The organism is Methylobacterium aerolatum, from assembly GCF_022179085.1.
GTDB classification, from domain to species: domain Bacteria; phylum Pseudomonadota; class Alphaproteobacteria; order Rhizobiales; family Beijerinckiaceae; genus Methylobacterium; species Methylobacterium aerolatum.
The window spans coordinates 112,534-130,658 of sequence record NZ_BPQE01000008.1 but is presented as its reverse complement, the minus strand read 5'-3'; the positions used below and the strand labels follow the sequence as shown (position 1 = coordinate 130,658).

The 18,125-nt window shown below is 71.2% G+C and carries 15 protein-coding genes; 12 read left to right on the top strand and 3 right to left on the bottom strand.

Annotated features, from left to right (window positions below; genetic code table 11):
• Nucleotides 1–42 precede the first annotated feature (42 nt).
• Nucleotides 43–1,404: a UDP-N-acetylmuramoyl-L-alanine--D-glutamate ligase gene (murD, locus tag MFF06_RS06095; protein ID WP_238202129.1), complete on the top strand. Its 1,362-nt coding sequence runs from the start codon at nucleotides 43–45 to the stop codon at nucleotides 1,402–1,404.
• Between the two features lie 273 nt (nucleotides 1,405–1,677).
• Here the strand turns inward: murD and MFF06_RS06090 are convergent, their stop codons facing one another.
• Nucleotides 1,678–2,784 carry a methyl-accepting chemotaxis protein gene (locus MFF06_RS06090; RefSeq protein WP_238202128.1) on the bottom strand — a complete coding sequence of 369 codons (1,107 nt, stop codon included), beginning with the start codon at nucleotides 2,782–2,784 and terminating at the stop codon, nucleotides 1,678–1,680.
• A gap of 175 nt (nucleotides 2,785–2,959) precedes the next feature.
• Here MFF06_RS06090 and MFF06_RS06085 point away from each other — a divergent pair, with 175 nt between their 5' ends.
• From MFF06_RS06085 to murC, 3 genes are all read left to right on the top strand, one after another.
• Nucleotides 2,960–4,135 carry an FtsW/RodA/SpoVE family cell cycle protein gene (locus tag MFF06_RS06085; protein WP_238202127.1) on the top strand — a complete coding sequence of 392 codons (1,176 nt, stop codon included), beginning with the start codon at nucleotides 2,960–2,962 and terminating at the stop codon, nucleotides 4,133–4,135.
• Nucleotides 4,132–5,253 carry an undecaprenyldiphospho-muramoylpentapeptide beta-N-acetylglucosaminyltransferase gene (murG, locus tag MFF06_RS06080; RefSeq protein ID WP_238202126.1) on the top strand — a complete coding sequence of 374 codons (1,122 nt, stop codon included), beginning with the start codon at nucleotides 4,132–4,134 and terminating at the stop codon, nucleotides 5,251–5,253. The genes MFF06_RS06085 and murG overlap by 4 nt, the downstream gene beginning before the upstream one ends.
• Nucleotides 5,254–5,341: 88 nt before the next feature.
• Nucleotides 5,342–6,745 (top strand): UDP-N-acetylmuramate--L-alanine ligase, encoded by a 1,404-nt coding sequence (gene murC, locus MFF06_RS06075; RefSeq protein WP_238202125.1) that lies wholly within the window; start codon nucleotides 5,342–5,344, stop codon nucleotides 6,743–6,745.
• Nucleotides 6,746–6,864: 119 nt separating this feature from the next.
• Here murC and MFF06_RS06070 read toward each other — a convergent pair whose 3' ends face one another.
• Together MFF06_RS06070 and MFF06_RS06065 are read right to left on the bottom strand one after the other, a co-directional pair.
• The gene (locus MFF06_RS06070) at nucleotides 6,865–7,239 is read right to left on the bottom strand and encodes a helix-turn-helix transcriptional regulator (protein ID WP_238202124.1); all 375 of its coding nucleotides are present in this window, start codon (nucleotides 7,237–7,239) and stop codon (nucleotides 6,865–6,867) included.
• Between the two features lie 10 nt (nucleotides 7,240–7,249).
• Nucleotides 7,250–7,456, bottom strand: coding sequence for a type II toxin-antitoxin system RelE family toxin (locus MFF06_RS06065; RefSeq protein WP_238202123.1), 207 nt, complete (start codon nucleotides 7,454–7,456; stop codon nucleotides 7,250–7,252).
• Between the two features lie 101 nt (nucleotides 7,457–7,557).
• On the opposite strand from MFF06_RS06065, the gene murB reads away from it, so the two are divergent.
• The 8 genes from murB (at nucleotide 7,558) to recN (ending at nucleotide 18,054) form a co-directional block, all read left to right on the top strand.
• Nucleotides 7,558–8,490, top strand: coding sequence for a UDP-N-acetylmuramate dehydrogenase (murB, locus tag MFF06_RS06060; RefSeq protein WP_238202122.1), 933 nt, complete (start codon nucleotides 7,558–7,560; stop codon nucleotides 8,488–8,490).
• 36 nt (nucleotides 8,491–8,526) lie between these two features.
• Nucleotides 8,527–9,450, top strand: a complete 924-nt coding sequence (locus MFF06_RS06055; RefSeq protein ID WP_238202121.1) for a D-alanine--D-alanine ligase — start codon at nucleotides 8,527–8,529, stop codon at nucleotides 9,448–9,450.
• On the top strand, nucleotides 9,417–10,379 hold the full coding sequence (locus MFF06_RS06050; RefSeq protein ID WP_238202120.1) for a cell division protein FtsQ/DivIB: 963 nt from the start codon (nucleotides 9,417–9,419) through the stop codon (nucleotides 10,377–10,379). The genes MFF06_RS06055 and MFF06_RS06050 overlap by 34 nt, the downstream gene beginning before the upstream one ends.
• 59 nt (nucleotides 10,380–10,438) lie before the next feature.
• Nucleotides 10,439–11,761 (top strand): cell division protein FtsA, encoded by a 1,323-nt coding sequence (gene ftsA / locus MFF06_RS06045; protein WP_238202119.1) that lies wholly within the window; start codon nucleotides 10,439–10,441, stop codon nucleotides 11,759–11,761.
• Nucleotides 11,762–11,841: 80 nt separating this feature from the next.
• Entirely contained in the window at nucleotides 11,842–13,575 is a 1,734-nt protein-coding gene (ftsZ, locus tag MFF06_RS06040) for a cell division protein FtsZ (RefSeq protein ID WP_238202118.1), read from the top strand.
• A 485-nt stretch (nucleotides 13,576–14,060) separates the two neighbouring features.
• Nucleotides 14,061–15,008, top strand: a complete 948-nt coding sequence (gene lpxC / locus MFF06_RS06035; RefSeq protein ID WP_238202117.1) for a UDP-3-O-acyl-N-acetylglucosamine deacetylase — start codon at nucleotides 14,061–14,063, stop codon at nucleotides 15,006–15,008.
• 201 nt (nucleotides 15,009–15,209) lie between these two features.
• Nucleotides 15,210–16,100 carry an outer membrane protein assembly factor BamD gene (locus MFF06_RS06030; RefSeq protein ID WP_238202116.1) on the top strand — a complete coding sequence of 297 codons (891 nt, stop codon included), beginning with the start codon at nucleotides 15,210–15,212 and terminating at the stop codon, nucleotides 16,098–16,100.
• A 286-nt stretch (nucleotides 16,101–16,386) separates the two neighbouring features.
• Nucleotides 16,387–18,054, top strand: coding sequence for a DNA repair protein RecN (gene recN / locus MFF06_RS06025; protein WP_238202115.1), 1,668 nt, complete (start codon nucleotides 16,387–16,389; stop codon nucleotides 18,052–18,054).
• Nucleotides 18,055–18,125: the final 71 nt, after the last annotated feature.

Below are 18,125 nucleotides of genomic sequence, written 5' to 3'. Positions count from 1 at the left end.
TCCCCACAAGGGGGAGGGGACACGCGTTCGGAACGACGATCCATGACCCCCGTCACCACCTTCTCCGGCCAGCACGTGGCCCTGTTCGGCCTCGGCGGCTCGGGGCTGGCCACCGCCCGTGCCCTGCTCGCGGGCGGCGCGGAGGTGGTCGCGTGGGACGACGGCGCCGAGGGCGTGGCGAAGGCATCCGCCGAGGGCATCCCCACCGCCGACCTGCGGGAGGCCGACTGGTCGAACTTTGCCGCCCTCGTCCTGGCGCCGGGCGTGCCGCTGACCCACCCCGAGCCGCATTGGAGCGTCCGGCGGGCGAAGGAGGCCGGGGTCGAGATCGTCGGCGACATCGAGCTGTTCTGCCGGGAGCGCCGGGCCCGCGCGCCGGGGGCGCCGTTCGTCGCCATCACCGGCACCAACGGCAAGTCGACCACCACCGCGCTCATCGCCCACGTCCTCGCCGAGGCGGGCCGCGACGTGCAGATGGGCGGCAACATCGGCACCGCGATCCTGTCGCTGGCGCCGCCGGACGGCAACCGCGTCCACGTGATCGAGCTGTCCTCCTTCCAGATCGACCTGACGCCCTCGCTGGATCCGAGCGTCGGCGTCCTGATGAACATCACCCCCGACCACCTCGACCGCCACGGGACGATGGAGCAGTACGCCGCCATCAAGGAGCGGCTGATCCAGGGCGCGGGCCTCGCGGTGGTGGGCATCGACGACGCCCCCAGCCGGGCCATCGCCGACCGGCGGAGCGACCGGCTGGTGCGGGTGCATGTCGGCGCGGGCTCCGTCCCGGCGGAGGGGCTCGGCGTCGCCGACGGGCATGTCCGCGACGGGGCGGGCGAGGTGCTGGCCGACGTCAACGGCATCGGCTCCCTGCGGGGCGCCCACAACTGGCAGAACGCGGCCGTCGCCGTGGCCGTCGCCCGCGCCCTGGACGTCGATCCGGACAGGATCCGCGCGGGGCTGGTCTCGTTCCCCGGCCTGCCGCACCGGATGGAGGAGGTCCGCCGCCGGGGCGCCGTGCTCTTCGTCAACGATTCGAAGGCGACCAACGCCGACTCGACGGAGAAGGCCCTCACCGCCTTCCGGGACATCCACTGGATCCTCGGCGGCAAGGCCAAGGAAGGGGGCATCTTCCCCCTCGTCCCGTATTTCGAACGGGTCGCCCACGCCTACCTCATCGGCGCGGCCACCGACGCCTTCGCGGCGACGCTGGAGGGCGCCGTGCCCTACACCCGCTGCGGCACCCTCGACGTGGCGGTGGAGCAGGCCGCCGCCAACGCCGCCGCCTCGGGCGCGCCTGAGCCGGTGGTGCTCCTCTCGCCGGCCTGCGCCTCCTACGACCAGTTCAGGAATTTCGAGATCCGGGGCGACCGGTTCCGGGAGTTGGTGAAGGCCTTGCCCTGACATCCGTCAGGAACCGCTGCGCGGATCCCCCTCTCCCCGCCTGCGGGGAGAGGCCCACGGACACCTCGTCGTGTCCGTGGGAAGCGGAGGCGAAGCCGCAGCGGAGGTGAGGGGACTCCCCGGTGGAGACTCGTCCGTTACGGCCCCTCACCCTCGGCTGCCGCCTCGCTTCGCCCCCGGCAAGGGGGCTCAGCCCTCTCCCCGCAGGCGGGGAGAGGGGGCGCCAAGCCGTCTCGGAGCGGGAGGAGAAGCGATGTGGTGACGCGTCCCCCCTCACCGGGCCAGCACCCGCGCCGCCTCGCGCGTGGTGCCGACCGCTTGGTTGACCTGCGAGACGGCGGCGCCGATGGCGCCGATATCCGTCGAGATGCCCGAGACCGACCGGGCCGCCTCGTGCATGCTGCGGGAGAGGTCGCGGGTCACCGCGTCCTGCTCCTCGACGGCGCCCGCCGTGGTCACCACGTGGGAGCGCATCACGCCGACGGAGGCGCGGATGGAGTCGAGGGCGACCACGACTTCCTTCGACACCGCCTGGACATTGCCGATCTCGGCATGGATCTGCTCGGTGGCCCGCGCCGCCTGGGCGGCCAGGGCCTTCACCTCGCTCGCCACCACGGCGAAGCCGCGCCCCGCCTCGCCGGCCCGGGCCGCCTCGATGGTGGCGTTGAGGGCGAGCAGGTTGATCTGGCCGGCGATGGTCTGGATCAGGGCGACGATGCCGCCCATGGCGGAGGCCGCCTGCGTGAGCCGCTGCGTGCGTCCCTCCACCGCCTCGACCTGCTGGAAGGCGGCGTCGGTCGCCTCCCGGGAGCGGACCATGCTCTGCGAGACCTCGCCCACCGAGGCGGCGAGTTCCTCCGCCGCCGCCGCCATGGTCTGCACGCTCATCGTCGCCGTGACGGCCGCCTCGCCGGCCGAGTGCGAGGCCGTGCCCGCATGGGCCACCGCCGCGTCGATCTCCGCGAAGTTGCGGTCGATCAGGGTGCGCAGGTTGTTGAGCAGGCGAATCTGGTCGGTGATGTCCGTGGCGAACTTGATCACCTTCACCGGCTTGCCGTCCCGGTCGAGGATCGGGTTGTAGGACGCCTGGATCCAGACCTCCCGGCCGCCCTTGGCGAGACGGCAGTACTGCGCCGCCTGGAACTCCCCGGCGCGCAGCCGGTCCCAGAAGGTCCGGTATTCCGCCGAGGCCGCGTAATCGGGCGCCACGAACATCGCGTGAGGACGGCCGACAATCTCCTCCAGGTTGTATCCGACCACCGCGAGGAAATTCGCGTTGGCGGTGAGGATCCGCCCGATCAGGTCGAACTCGATGATGGCCTGCGCCCGGTCGAGGGCGGCGAGCTTGGCGCTGTCATGGGAATGGCGGGCGAGAAACATGGCAGCGGCATCTCTGAAGGATACAACCGCAGATTGAATACACCCGGTTAAGGACCGGTTACGGCTCACGGTTCGGGAACGCCACCCGGCCGCCGTAGGGAAGCATTTACCATTCGCGGACAAGCTCCCGGCTCGCGCGCCGCAGGCCAGGGCGCCGGGAGGCAATCGCACGCCCATGATGTCCCGCGCCGAACGCACCCCCCTGACGGACTGGTGGTGGACGGTGGACCGCGGCCTGCTCGCGGCCCTCGTCGCGCTGATGGTGGCCGGCCTCGTCTTCCTGATGGGCGGCGGCCCGCCGGTGGCCGAGCGCATCGGCCTGCCGACCTTCTACTTCCTCAACCGCCAGGCGATGTACCTTGCGCCGACGGTGCTGATCATCTGCGCCGTCTCCTTCCTCAGCCTGCGCGGCATCCGGCGGCTCGCCCTGTTCACCTGGATCTCGGGCGTGGTGCTGTGCCTCCTGGCGACGAAGTTCGGGCCGGAGATCAAGGGCGCGCACCGCTGGATCCAGTTCGGCGCCTTCGGCCTGCAGCCCTCCGAGTTCGTGAAGCCGGCCTTCGTGGTGGTCGCCGCCTGGGCCTTCTCCGAGGGCGCGCAGCGCCGCGACATGCCGGGCGGGATCCTGGGCCTCGCGATCCTTCCGGTGACCATCGTGCCCTTGCTACTCCAGCCGGATTTCGGCCAGACCATGCTGATCACCATGACGTGGTCGGCCCTGCTCTTCGTCGCGGGCCTGCACCTGATCTGGGTCGGGGCGCTCGGCGTGTTCGGCCTCGCCGGGGTCTTCGCCGCCTACACGTTCTTCCACCACGTCCGCGAGCGCTTCAACAAGTTCCTCGACCGGGGCGACGACGGCGCGGGCGGCGGCTTCCAGGAATTCTGGTCGCGGGAATCCTTCCGCTCGGGGAGCTGGTTCGGCACCGGGCCGGGGGAGGGCGTCGCCAAGCGCCACCTGCCCGACGCCCATACCGACTTCCTGTTCTCGGTGATCGGCGAGGAATTCGGCGTCATCGTCTGCCTGTGCCTCGTCGCCCTCTTCGCCTACATCGTGCTCCGCGGCCTCAAGCTCGCCCGGCGCACGGACGATACGTTCTCGCGGCTGGCGATCACGGGGCTGACGACCCTGTTCGGCTTGCAGGCGTGCATCAACATGGCAGTGAACACCCAACTCATGCCGGCCAAGGGCATGACCCTGCCCTTCGTCTCCTTCGGCGGCTCGTCGATGTTCTCGCTGGCGCTGGGCACCGGCTTCCTCGTGGCGCTGACCCGCAAGCGCCCGCGCACCGTGCTGCTCAGCCAGAAGCCGCCGGGCACCGCGCCCTCCGCCGTGGCCGGGGTGATGCAGTGACCGTCCTCACGCCCACCATCCTCCTCTGCGCCGGGGGGACCGGAGGCCACCTCTTCCCGGCCGAGAGCCTCGCCCACGCCTTGCGCGCCCGGGGCATCCGGGTGGCGCTGGCCACCGACGCGCGGGTGGATTCCATCGCGGGGGATTTCCCCGCCTCCGAGATCGTCACGATCCGCTCGGCCACGCCCTCGGGCATGAACCTCATCCGGCGGGCCGGCGCGGTGGTCACCCTCGGGCGCGGCTTCGGCGACGCGGCCAAGGCGATCCGGCGGATGAACCCGGCGGCGGTCGTCGGCTTCGGCGGCTACCCGACCGTGCCGCCGGTGCTCGCCGCCCAGCTCCTGCGGGTGCCGACGCTGCTGCACGAGCAGAACGCGGTGATGGGGCGGGCGAACGCCTTCCTCGCCCGGGGGGCACGGACCATCGCCACCGGCTTCAAGGACGTCCGGGGTATCCCCGACAAGGCCACCGCCCGGCGGGTCCACACCGGCAACCCCCTGCGGCCGGCGGTGATCGCGGCAGCGCGCACGCCCTATCCGGCGCTGGCCGAGGGCGACGCCTTCCGGCTCCTCGTCTTCGGCGGCAGCCAGGGCGCGCGGATCATGGGCGAGATCGTCCCCCCGGCGGTGGAGCGCCTGCCCGCCGACCTGCGGGCGCGGCTCCACATCACCCAGCAGGTGCGGCCCGAGGATCTCACCGCCGTCCAGAACCGCTACCTCGCCATGGGTCTCGCGGGGCTGGAGGCGGCGCCGTTCTTCAAGGACCTGCCGGCCCGGATGGCGGCGGCTCACCTCGTCGTCTCGCGCTCGGGCGCCTCGACGGTCTCGGAACTCGCGGCCATCGGCCGGCCGGCGATCCTCGTGCCGCTGCCGGGCGCCCTCGATCAGGATCAGGCGGCCAACGCCGCGACGCTGGAGGCCATCGGCGGCGCCATCGCCCTCAAGCAGACCGCCTTCACGCCGGATCGCCTCGCCGCCGACCTCGTCGAGTTGTTCGAGAACCCGGGAAAATTGACCACGGCCGCCGATGCGGCGAGAAGCGCGGGAATTCACGATGCCGCCGAGCGGCTCGCCCAAGTCGTGGTCGAGACCTGCGTCGGGACGGCGGCCCGTTCCTGAGCGCCGCGACGCGGCCGAAACTGATGAGTGACGCAACCTGCCACGCCGGATCGGCGGAGGCTGCGCCCGCCACCGAAGGTTTGACCCCATGAAGCTGCCCGAAAAGCTCGGACCCATCCACTTCATCGGCATCGGCGGCATCGGCATGTCCGGCATCGCAGAGGTGATGCACAACCTCGGCTACACGGTGCAGGGGTCCGACGCCTCGGACAACGCCAACGTCCGGCGGCTCGCCGAGAAGGGGATGCGCACCTTCGTCGGGCACGACGCCGCCAACGTCGCGGAGGCCGGGCTCGTCGTGGTCTCGACGGCGATCCGCCGGGACAACCCCGAGCTCCAGGCCGCCCGCGAGGCGCGCCTGCCCGTGGTCCGCCGCGCCGAGATGCTGGCCGAGCTGATGCGGTTCAAGTCCTGCGTCGCGGTGGCGGGCACCCACGGCAAGACGACGACGACCTCTCTTGTCGCCACCCTGCTCGATGCCGGCAACCTCGACCCCACGGTCATCAACGGCGGCATCATCAACGCCTACGGCACCAACGCCCGCATGGGCGCGGGCGACTGGATGGTGGTGGAGGCCGACGAATCGGACGGCACCTTCCTCAAGCTGCCGGCGGACGTCGCCATCGTCACCAACATCGACCCCGAGCACCTCGACCATTTCGGCTCGTTCGACGCGATCAAGGACGCGTTCCGGCGCTTCATCGACAACATCCCGTTCTACGGCTTCGCGGTGATGTGCATCGACCATCCGGTGGTGCAGGACCTCGTCGGCCACATCGAGGACCGGCGCATCATCACCTACGGCGAGAACCCACAGGCGGACGTGCGCCTGATCGACGTCGATCTGCGCGGCGGCCAGAGCAAGTTCCGGGTGATGATCCGCGACCGGCGGCCGGGCTACCGGATGGAGATGGAGGATCTCGTCCTGCCCATGCCGGGCAAGCACAACGCGCTGAACGCCACGGCGGCCCTGGCGGTGGCCCACGAACTCGGCGTGAAACCCGAGGCGATCCGCAACGCGCTGGCCGGCTTCGGCGGCGTGAAGCGGCGCTTCACCCGCACGGGCGAGTGGAACGGCGCGGCGATCTTCGACGATTACGGGCACCATCCGGTGGAGATCAAGGCGGTGCTGAAGGCCGCCCGCGCCTCGACGGACCACGGCGTGATCGCGGTGGTGCAGCCCCACCGCTACACCCGCCTGCAATCGCTGTTCGACGATTTCTGCACCTGCTTCAACGATGCCGACACGGTGATCGTCGCCCCGGTCTACGCGGCGGGCGAGGCGCCGATCGAGGGCTTCGACCGCGACAGCCTCGTCGCCGGCCTGCGATCCCGCGGCCACCGCGACGCCCGCGCCCTGGAACGACCGGAGGACCTGCCCGGCCTCGTCGCGGACCTCGCCAAGCCCGGCGATTACGTCGTGTGCCTCGGAGCGGGGACGATCACGCAGTGGGCGTACGCGCTGCCGGGTGAGCTGGCGGCGCGGGGGTGAGAGTGCAGACGGCCCTAGTGCATCGATCCAGACAGAGGCGTCAGCCGGATCTTGGGAAATTGATGCAAAAACAAAATCCTATTGCAGGGGCGCATGAACGAAGTGAGTGCGTCGTTGCACTAGGGGGTGATGTCCTCGGCCTCGACGCCGAGGGCCTGCGCCAACCGCTCGAAGACGGCCGTGTCGGCGGTCGTCCGGCCAGCTTCCAGCGCCGCGACCGTCTCGGCCGACAGTCCGGCCTGTCGCGCCAGCGCCTCCGGGGATACGGACCGACGCGCTCGCCAGAAGGCGAGGGGACTCGGCGCCGCGCGCAGATCATCGAGATCGGCTTCGGTCAGAAGCTCGTCCTCCCCCGCACGAAGCCGCGCCAGGGATGCCTCGACGATCCGCGTGTCACCGCCATCCTCAGCGAGATCGCGCAGGCGGTCGAACTCGGCCTCCGGCAGGATCACGATCGCCTCGCCCGCCGGCGTCACGGTTCGTACGATGGTCACGGTTCCGCTCCTACCCGTAGATGGATCCGCGGGGACCGACATCGTGAACGATGACCCGATCCGCCTCAAGGGTGAAGACCGCGCGCCAGTCACCGATGCGAAGGCGATAACGCAGGCCTTCGCCCCTCAACGCCTTGACGTTGTTGGAAAGTGCCCCCGGTTCGGCGGCATAGGGGCGAAGCTTGTCGCGGATCAGCCGCTCCGTCTCGGCCGGCATGCGGGAGAGCGCTCTCGCGGCGGCACGTGTGTAGACGATTTCGCGGGATACCCGTCCCATCCTGCCCCCGACTCAGCGGGGATCATGAACCGATTCCCATCATGACATCAAATGTCCTCCACGACACCCTGCGCGCCGCCGTCCCCGCCCTCCGGGGCCGCCTCGTCGCGGGGGCGAGCCTCGCGGACCTGACGTGGTTCCGCGTCGGCGGCCCGGCGGAGGTTCTGTTCACGCCCGCCGACGAGGAGGACCTCGCGGTCCTGCTCGCCGCCCTCGACCCGGAGGTCCCGGTGACGGTGATCGGCCTCGGCTCGAATCTGATCGTCCGCGACGGCGGCATCCCCGGCGTCACGGTGCGCCTGGGCGGCAAGGCTTTCGGCTCGGTCGAGATCGATGGCACCCGTCTCAGGGCGGGCACCGCCGTGCCGGACATGCGGCTCGCCAAGGCGGCGGCGGAGGCCTCCCTCGACGGGCTCGCTTTCTACCGGGGCATCCCCGGCTCGGTCGGCGGGGCGCTGCGGATGAATGCCGGCGCCCATGGCGGCGAGACCACCGATGTGTTCGTGGAGGCATGGGGCATCGACCGGCGGGGAAATCGGCGCCGGTTCGACCATGCGGAGATGGGCTTCTCCTACCGGCACTGCGGCGCGCCCGACGACGTGATCTTCACCTCAGCCCTGTTCGAAGGACGGCCCGGCGGCAGGCAGGCCATCGAAGCCGAGATGGAGCGGGTCACCGCCGCCCGCGAGGCGGCCCAGCCGATCCGCGAGCGCACCGGCGGCTCCACCTTCGCCAACCCCGAGGGCGGGAAGGCGTGGCAACTGATCGACGCCGCCGGCTGCCGGGGCCTCACCCGCGGCGGGGCGCAGGTGAGCGAGATGCACTGCAACTTCCTCATCAACCGGGGCGGGGCCACCGCCGCCGACATCGAGGGCCTGGGCGAGGAGGTCCGCCGCCGGGTCCGCGAGACCAGCGGCGTGGAACTGCGCTGGGAGATCAAGCGGATCGGCGTTCCGATGCCGGCCGCGGCCTGAATGCCGATTCGCACGAAGACGACCGGAGCCCACACCATGACCCGTCACGTCGCCGTCCTGATGGGTGGCACCTCCTCCGAGCGGGAGGTCTCGCTCAACTCCGGCAAGGCCTGCGCCGACGCCCTGGAAGGGGAGGGGTTCCGCGTCTCTCGGATCGATGTCGGGGCCGACATTCCTACCGTGCTGACGCAGCTTCGGCCGGATGTCGCCTTCAACGCCCTGCACGGGCCGGCCGGGGAGGACGGGACGATCCAGGGCCTCCTGGAAATCCTGAAGATTCCCTACACCCATTCCGGAGTCCTCGCCTCGGCGCTGGCCATGGACAAGGACCGCGCCAAGACGGTGATGCGCGCCGCCGGCGTCGACGTCCCCGGCGGCCTGATCGTTAACCGTCTCGAGGCCGCCCGCGCCCATGTGCTGCCACCACCGTACGTGGTGAAGCCGAACGCGGAAGGCTCGTCGATGGGCGTCATCATCGTCCGCGACGGCCGCTCCCACCCGCCGCAGATCCTCGCCTCGGACGAGTGGCGTTTCGGCGAGCAAGTCCTTGTGGAACCTTACATTGCCGGCCGCGAACTGACCTGCGCCGTGATGGGCGACAGGGCACTCGGCGTCATCGACATCAAGGCCGCCACGGGGGAGTGGTACGATTACGACGCCAAGTACGCGCCGGGGGGGTCGATCCACGTTCTGCCCGCCGAAATTAAACCAAATGTTTACCACCGGGTCCAAGAGTTGGCGTTAACGGCGCATCAAGCGCTGGGCTGCCGAGGCGTCAGCCGTGCGGACCTTCGCTACGACGATACACCGGGTGGAACCGGTGCCCTCGTCGTGCTCGAGGTCAACACGCAACCCGGTATGACCCAGACGAGCCTTGTGCCGGATATGGCGGCCCATGCGGGCCTGAGTTTCGGTGAGCTCGTCCGATGGATGGTGGAGGACGCTTCCCTGAATCGCTGAGCCCGGCATCTGGCCGGGCTCCGGGCGCCGCTGCGCGGGTCGGCGCGGCGTTGCTCGGGCGGTTCTCCCTGCGGTCGTCGTCCCGCAGCCTGTCGGTCCGCCGCCTGCGGGCCGGGCAGTCCTGGGCGGAGCGGCTGCCCCGGGGCACGGGCCTCGTGGGCGTGTCGGCGGCGCTCGCCGCCGTCGCGCTGACCGGCTTCGTGGCCAGCGGCCGCTACGAGTCCTTCGTCGTCGAGCAGGGCCGCCCCCTCGATTTCATCGCCCGGATGTGCGGCTTCGGCGTGCGCCGGGTCACGATCACCGGCATCTCCCGGATGTACGAGCGCGAGGTGCTCGCCGCCGCCGGCATCGACTGGCGCTCCTCCGTGCCCTTCCTCGACGTGACCGAGGCGCGCGACCGGCTCCTGCGGGTGCCGCTGATCGCCCAGGCCTCGGTGCGCAAGATCTATCCCGGCGACATCGTCATCACCCAGGTGGAGCGGGAGCCCGCCGCCCTGTGGCAGAAGGACGGCGTGATCAACGTCATCGCCGCCGACGGCACGGTGATCGACGCCATGCGCGACGACCGCTACGCCAGCCTGCCACTGGTGGTCGGCGAGAACGCCAACGCCAAGCTGCCGGAATACCTCGCCCTGATCGCTTCCGCCGGCCCGCTCGCCGACCGGATCAAGGCCGGGACCTTCGTCTCCGGCCGCCGCTGGACGCTGAAGCTCGACGGCGTCGACGTGCGCCTGCCCGAGACGGACCCGGCCGGGGCGCTCGCCCGCCTCGTGCGCCTCGAGGGCCGCGACAAGCTCCTGGAAAAGGACATCATCGCCGTCGACCTGCGAATGCCGGACCGCGTGGTGGTGCGTCTCACCGAGGAGGCCGCCGCCGCCCGCGCCGAGGCGCAGCAGGCCCAGAAGAAGAAGCCGGGGGCGCCGACATGAGTGCCGGACCCTTCCCCGCCCCCGCCCTCCATCCCGCCTTCCGCGTCCGGTAGCGTTTCATGCACAGCCAACACGGCCTCACGCCGCGTCTGAAGCCGCTCTCGGCCCGCCGCTCGACGATCCTCTCGGTCCTCGACATCGGCACGAGCAAGGTGGTCTGCCTGATCGCGGAACTGCAGCCCGCCGAGGCGCTCTCGACCCTGCGCGGTCGCACGCACCTCGCGCGGATCATCGGCATCGGCCACCAGCGCTCGCTGGGCCTGAAGGGCGGCGCCATCGTCGACCTGGAGGCCGCCGAGGGCGCGATCCGCCAGGCGGTCCACGCCGCCGAGCGGATGGCCAAGGTCGAGGTCCAGTCGGTCATCGTGAACATGTCCGGCGGGCGGCTCGCCTCGCAGCACTATCAGGCGCGGGTCAACGTCCGCTCGGGGAGCGTCACCGGCTCCGACGTGGAGCGGGTGCTGGAGACGGCGAGCGCCCACGGCGTCAGCCCCGGCCGGGCCGTGCTCCACGCCCTGCCGACCGGCTACGCCCTGGACGGGCAGGGCGCCGTGATCGACCCCTCGGGGATGATCGGCGAGGCGCTGGGCGTCGACCTGCACGTCGTCACCACCGAGCTCGCCGCCGCCCGCAACGTCATGCTGGCGATTGAGCATTGCCACCTCGGCGTCGAGGCGGTGATCGCCACGCCCTACGCCGCCGGCCTCTCGGCCCTGGTGGACGACGAGGCGGAGATGGGCGTGTGCGTCGTCGACATGGGCGGCGGCACGACGAGCGTCGGCGTGTTCTCCGGCGGCCACTTGGTCCATTGCGACGCCCTCGCGGTCGGCGGCCATCACGTCACCATGGACATCGCCCGCGGCCTCTCGACCCGCGTGGCGGCGGCCGAGCGGCTGAAGACCCTCTACGGGTCGGCCATCTCCTCCCCCTCCGACGAGCGCGACATGATCGCGGTCCACGGCGTCGGCGAGGACGAGGGCGACGCCCCGGTGCACATCCCCCGCTCGCAGCTGGTGCGGATCATCAAGCCCCGGGTCGAGGAAGTGGTGGAGCTGGTCCGCGACCGGCTCCGCAACGCGGGCTTCGCCGCCCAGGCCGGCCGCCGGGTCGTGCTGACGGGCGGTGCGAGCCAGCTCGTCGGGCTCCCCGAGGTGGCCCGGCGGGTGATGCAGGGACAGGTCCGCATCGGGCGCCCGCTGGGCATCCGGGGCCTGCCCGAGGCGGCCAAGGGGCCGGCCTTCTCGGCGGCGGTCGGCCTGCTCGTGTACCCGCAGGTCGCCCACGCCGAGTATTTCGAGCCGCGCGGGCACGGTGCCTTCGCCGCCACTGGCACCGATCGGTACATCCCGCGGGTCGTCCGCTGGATCAGGGACAGTTTCTAACGCTCCGCGAGGGGCGCCCACGACACAACCGGCGCCGCGAGGCGCCACGCGACAACGACGTTCAGCAGAGGCTCGACACCATGGCCATCTCCCTCCAGGCGCCGGACATCCGGGAACTCAAGCCCCGCATCACGGTCTTCGGCGTCGGCGGCGCCGGGGGCAACGCCGTCAACAACATGATCGAGTCGGGCCTGCTCGGCTGCGAGTTCGTGGTGGCCAACACCGACGCCCAGGCGCTCACCTCCTCGAAGGCCGAGCGGGTCATCCAGATGGGCCTGAACGTGACGCAGGGCCTCGGCGCCGGGTCGCACCCGGAGGTCGGCTCGGCGGCCGCCGACGAGGTGATGGACGAGATCCGCGACCAGCTCTCCGGCGCCCACATGTGCTTCATCACCGCCGGCATGGGCGGCGGCACCGGCACCGGCGCGGCCCCGGTCATCGCCCGCACCGCCCGTGAGATGGGCATTCTCACCGTCGGCGTCGTCACGAAGCCGTTCCAGTTCGAGGGCGTGCGCCGGATGCGCACCGCCGAGTCGGGCATCCAGGAGCTGCAGGCCGCGGTCGATACCCTGATCGTGATCCCCAACCAGAACCTGTTCCGGGTCGCCAACGAGAAGACCACCTTCGCCGACGCCTTCGCGATGGCCGACCAAGTGCTCTACTCGGGTGTGGCCTGCATCACCGACCTGATGGTCAAGGAAGGCCTCATCAACCTCGACTTCGCCGACGTGCGCGCGATCATGCGCGGCATGGGCAAGGCGATGATGGGCACCGGCGAGGCCTCCGGCGAGAAGCGCGCCAACCGCGCCGCGGAGGCGGCCATCGCCAACCCGCTCCTCGACGACGTGTCGATGAAGGGCGCCCGCGGCCTGCTGATCTCGATCACCGGCGGCTCGGACCTGACCCTGTACGAGCTCGACGAGGCCGCCACCCGCATCCGCGAGGAGGTCGATCAGGACGCCAACATCATCCTCGGCGCCACCTTCGACGAGAGCCTGGACGGCATCATCCGCGTGTCGGTGGTCGCCACCGGCATCGAGCCGGCCCTGATCTCCGCGAACTCGCCGAACAACCCGGCCATCGCCGAGACCGAGCAGCGCATCGCCGAGGTGGCCGAGCGCCTGCGCGCCGAGGCCCGCGCCCGCGCGTCCTCGCCGGTGCCGAGCATCCGCACCGAGTCCGTCGCCGCCCCGGCGACCGCGCCGGCCATGCCCGCCGTGCAGGTGGCGCCGCCCGCCGCCGCGCCGCTGATGGAGCGCCGTCCGGAGATCCGGCCCGAGCCGGCCCCGGTGACCTCCCGCGACGACGTGATGCTCGCCCCCGTCCCGCCCCGCTCCGCCGCGCCCTTCGTCCCGGCCCCCGCCGCCCCGCAGGCCGAGGCCGCGCCGCAGCTGCACAGCGGCCCGTTCGTGCCGCCGCCGGTGGCCCGCCCGCCGCGGATGCCGCAGATCCACGAACTGCCGCCCATCGCGCAGAGCCAGATCGCGGCGCAGCGGGCCACGGAGGACTCGGCGCCCGAGTCGAAGCGGACCTCGCTGCTCCGCCGCCTCGCCACGGTGGGCTTCGGCGGACGGCGCGAGGACGAGGCGGCGCCCGCCGCCGCGCCCCGGGCCCAGGCCCCGGCCGCTCCCCAGGCTCCCGCCTCGTACCAGCCGCCGCTGCCGCAGGCGCCCCGCGCGCCCCTGCCCCAGGCGCCGCAGTACCGTCCGGCCCAGGGCAATCTCGACGGTCAGGGCCGGGCCATGCCCCAGGCGCGCCTGATGGACGACGACCAGCTGGAGATTCCGGCTTTCCTTCGCCGCCAGGCGAATTAAGTCGGCCGCGGTGGCGAGGGGTTCTCGCCACCGCCGCCCTTCCGCGCGGTCCCCGTCCGGTCCGGTGATCCTCATCCGGCGGGGCCACCCCCGCTTGCCGCAATGCAGCAAATTCAACCCTACGTTGAGTCATTCCTCGGGATGACCCGGCGCGGGGTCTTTGTTTATGCTAAGACCGGCGGCCCGGCGATGTAATCGTGCCACAGATCCGCCGTGGATAAGCCACCGCGCAACCAACTTTTAACCCGTTGATGGGTCGACGTTTTACGGATCGCGACCTACGGCCCTGCTTGTAACACGCGGTAAGAATCCGTGATTTGGCTCGGTTGCGCAGCGCAGCTATAGCTAACCTCGGAACAACGAACTGGCCGCCGGGATACAACCTGTCAGCGGCATCAGGGATTTCAAGCAGCGGACGGATCGGAGCGCGCGCCATCTCTATCAAGACGGGTTGGCGAAGCCGGATCGCGGCCGAGGGCTCAGGAATGCGAACGAACAATCAGACGACTCTCAAGGCTGCGGCTACGCTCTCCGGCGTAGGGGTCCATTCCGGGAACCCCGCCTCGCTCACCATCCGGCCCGCCGCCGCCAACCACGGCATCGCCTTCCTCCGCACCGGCACCCCCTTCGGCAACGACCGCCTGATCAAGGCCCACCACGCTCTCGTCTCCGCCACCGAACTCTGCACCGTGATCGGTGACGTCGAGACCGGGGCCGTCGCCACGATCGAGCACCTGATGTCCGCCCTCTTCGGACTTGGCATCGACAACGCCCTCATCGAGATCGACGGACCGGAGCTGCCCATCCTCGACGGGTCTGCCAAACTCTTCGTGGACGCCATCGACGCGGCGGGCATCGCCACCTGCGCGGCGCCCAAGCGCTGGCTCAAGATCCTGCGCCCCGTGCGCATCGAGGTGGGCCGCGCCTTCGCGGAACTCCGCCCGATCGACCGGGGCTTCCGCGTCGATGTCGAGATCGACTTCGACAACCCGGTGATCGGACGCTCGCGCAAGGCCATGGACCTGTCGCCGGCGTCCTATCGCCGGGAGATCGCCGGGGCCCGCACCTTCGGCATGATGAAGGACGTGGAGCGCTACTGGAAGGCCGGGTTCGCCCTGGGCGCCTCCCTGGAGAACACCGTCGCCGTCGGCGAGACCGGCGTGGTCAACCCCGAGGGGCTGCGCTTCCCCGACGAGTTCGTCCGCCACAAGATCCTCGACGCGGTCGGCGACCTCGCCTTGGCCGGCCTGCCGATCCAGGGCGCCTACCGCTCCTATTGCGGCGGCCACCGGATGAATGTCGGCGTGCTCTCCGCCCTGTTCTCGGATCGCGCCAACTACATGATCGAGGAAGCGGCCGGCTCCCGGCGCGAGGGCAGCCTCGTCGAACTCGGCGCGAGCCTCGGTCTCGCGCCCCTCTCGGCCGAGCTGTAGGGGCTCCGCCGGGGCTGTGGCGGCCCGGTCACACCGCGCATCTCACGCGAACCGCCTCACCGCCGCCGTTTTCACGCCAGAATCGAGCGTCACGGTTTAACCGCCCGTAAACGGCGGACACGGCCCCTCCCGGGGTCTGGAAGTCCGCCACGGGATGGCACGCCGGCGACAACCGCGCCGGATCGGGGAAAGAGCGCGAGAATGCTGGTCACCACGCGTCATCACGGCCGCAGCCGGTCGGCGGTCCTGGCAGCGCCCCTCGTGGCCTTGCTCGGCCTCGGCCTCGGCGGCTGCGACTTCGATCCCACCGGCCTGTTCGCCGAGAAGTACAAGCCCGAGGTCATCCCGGATGTCCCCGCCGACAAGCTCTACAGCGAGGGCTTGGCCAAGATGGAGGACAGCGACTACGAGGCCGCCGTCAAGAAGTTCGACGGCGTCAGCAAGCAGTACCAGTATTCCGAGTGGGGCCGGAAGTCGCTGCTGATGACGGCCTACGCGAATTACGAGGGCCAGAAGTACGACGACGCGATCAACGCCTCGAAGCTGTACCTGCAGCGGCATCCGGCCAGCAAGGATGCGGCCTACGCGCAGTACCTGATCGCGATGTCGAACTACAAGCAGATCCCGGACGTGACCCGCGACCAGGACCGCTCGGAGAAGGCTCTCGTTGCCCTGCAGGAGCTGGTGCAGCGCTACCCGACCTCCGAATACGCCGCCGACGCCAAGGCCAAGATCCAGATCACCCGCGACCAGCTCGCCGGCAAGGAGATGGAAGTCGGCCGCTACTACCTGGAGCGGCGCAACTTCCCGGCGGCGATCAACCGCTTCCGCGACGTGGTCTCCAAGTACCAGACCACCCGCCACGCCGAGGAGGCGCTGGAGCGCCTGACCGAGGCCTACTGGGCGCTCGGCATCCCGCAGGAGGCGCAGAACGCCGCCGCCGTGCTGGGCCACAACTTCCCCGACTCGCCCTGGTACAAGGATGCCCACGCGCTCCTGGCCAGCAACGGCCTCGAGCCGCGCGAGGAGAAGTCCTCCTTCCTGTCGCGGACCTTCCGCACCCTCACGGGCAGGACCGCCTCGGCGGAGTAAGGGGGAGGGCGTCCGCCCCCCTCCATCGTCCTTGCGAGCGACGCGACCCAGGGCAGCGGCACGTCTCCGGACGTGGCGCCGACCCTGGGTCGCGTCGCGTCGTCGGCACCGACGGACGTGAGGCCCGCTCCGCCCCGGATGCGGTGACGGCTCCGCAAACGGTTGCCCGTTGCGCGCCCCCCGCGATTTTTCAGATGAATCGCGCCTGCGCCCGTCCTATGTACGCAGTCCGGTCCTGGGAGTGCGCTCCCGGCCCCTCTCGCCCACTAGGATGCTCCGCCGCCGCATGCTCGCGCAGCTCGCGATCCGCGACATCGTTCTGATCGACAAGCTCGAACTGAACTTCCGCGAAGGCCTCTCCGTCCTCACGGGCGAGACCGGCGCCGGCAAGTCGATCCTGCTCGACGCCTTCGCCCTCGCCCTGGGCGGCCGGGGCGACGGCCGGCTCGTGCGCTCGGGCGAGGGGCAGGGCGGCGTGACGGCGGTGTTCGACATCCCCCTCGATCACCCCGCCCGGCGCATCGCGGCGGAGTCCGAGATCGACACCGAGGGCGACCTCATCCTGCGCCGCACGCAGATGGCGGACGGGCGCACCCGCGCCTTCGTCAACGATCAGGCCGTGGGCGTCCAGGTGCTCCGGGCCATCGGCGCCGCCCTGGTGGAGATCCACGGCCAGCACGACGACCGTGCGCTGGCGGATCCGGCCTCCCACCGGGCGATCCTCGACGCCTTCGGCGGCCTCCAGGCCCAGGCGGCCCGCGTGGCCGCCGCCGCGAAGGCCGTGCGGGCGGCCCGCACCGCCCTCGGGGAGCACCGCGCGCGGGTGGAGGCGGCCCGGCGCGAGGCGGATTTCCTGCGCCACGCGGTGGAGGAACTGGGCACCCTCGCCCCCGAGCCCGGCGAGGAGGCGACGCTCGCCGAACGCCGCACGGTGATGCAGCAATCGGAAAAGATCGCCCGCGAGCTGAACGAGGCCCTCGACGCCGCCGGCGGCCCGCAATCGGCGGTGCCCCACCTGTCGGCCGCCCTGCGCAAGCTCGAGCGGCGGGCCGCCCTGCTGCCGGCCCTGGTGGAGCCATGCGTCACCGCCCTCGACGCGGCCCTCGTCGCCCTGGACGAGGCGCGGGCGGCCATCGAGGCTGCGGTGGCCGAGGCCGAGTTCGACCCCCGCGAGCTGGAGCGGGTGGAAGAGCGCCTCTTCGCCCTCCGGGCCGCCGCCCGGAAGTACAACGTCGCCGCCGACGACCTCGCCGCCCTGGCGGAGCGCTTCACCGGCGACGTGGCCGCCATCGACGCGGGCGAGGCGGAACTCGCCGTCCTCGAAGCCGCCCAGGCGCAGGCCGAGGAGGCCTATGCCGCCGCCGCCGAAACCCTGAGCGCCGGGCGCCGCAAGGCGGCCCGTAAGCTCGATGCGGCCGTGCAGGCGGAACTGCCGCCCCTCAAGCTGGAGCGGGCGCGCTTCATCACCGAGATCGCCACCGATCCGGCCTCCCGGGACCCCGCCGGGATCGACCGGGCGGAATTCTGGGCGCAGACCAATCCCGGCACCAAGGCGGGGCCGATGATGCGCGTCGCCTCAGGCGGCGAGCTCTCGCGCTTCATGCTGGCGCTCAAGGTGGTCCTGGCGGACAAGGGCTCGGCCCCGACCCTGATCTTCGACGAGATCGACACGGGCGTCGGCGGCGCGGTGGCGGACGCGATCGGCCTGCGCCTCGCCCGCCTCGCGCAGACCGTGCAGGTGGTGGCGGTCACCCACGCGCCGCAGGTGGCGGCGCGGGCGGCGACGCACCTGCTCATCGCCAAGGCGCCTGTGAAGGGGGCGGGACGTGTCGCTACCCGGGTCTCGATGCTGCCCGTCGAGGCCCGCCGGGAGGAGATCGCCCGGATGCTCGCGGGCGCCACGGTGACGGACGAGGCCCGCGCGGCGGCCGCGCGCCTCCTCGAAGGCGCCTAAGGAAAAGCACCGAATCCTGTCTCGAATCCCGGCGCGCCCGCGGCAAATCGCCTTCATCGACGGTTAAGCTT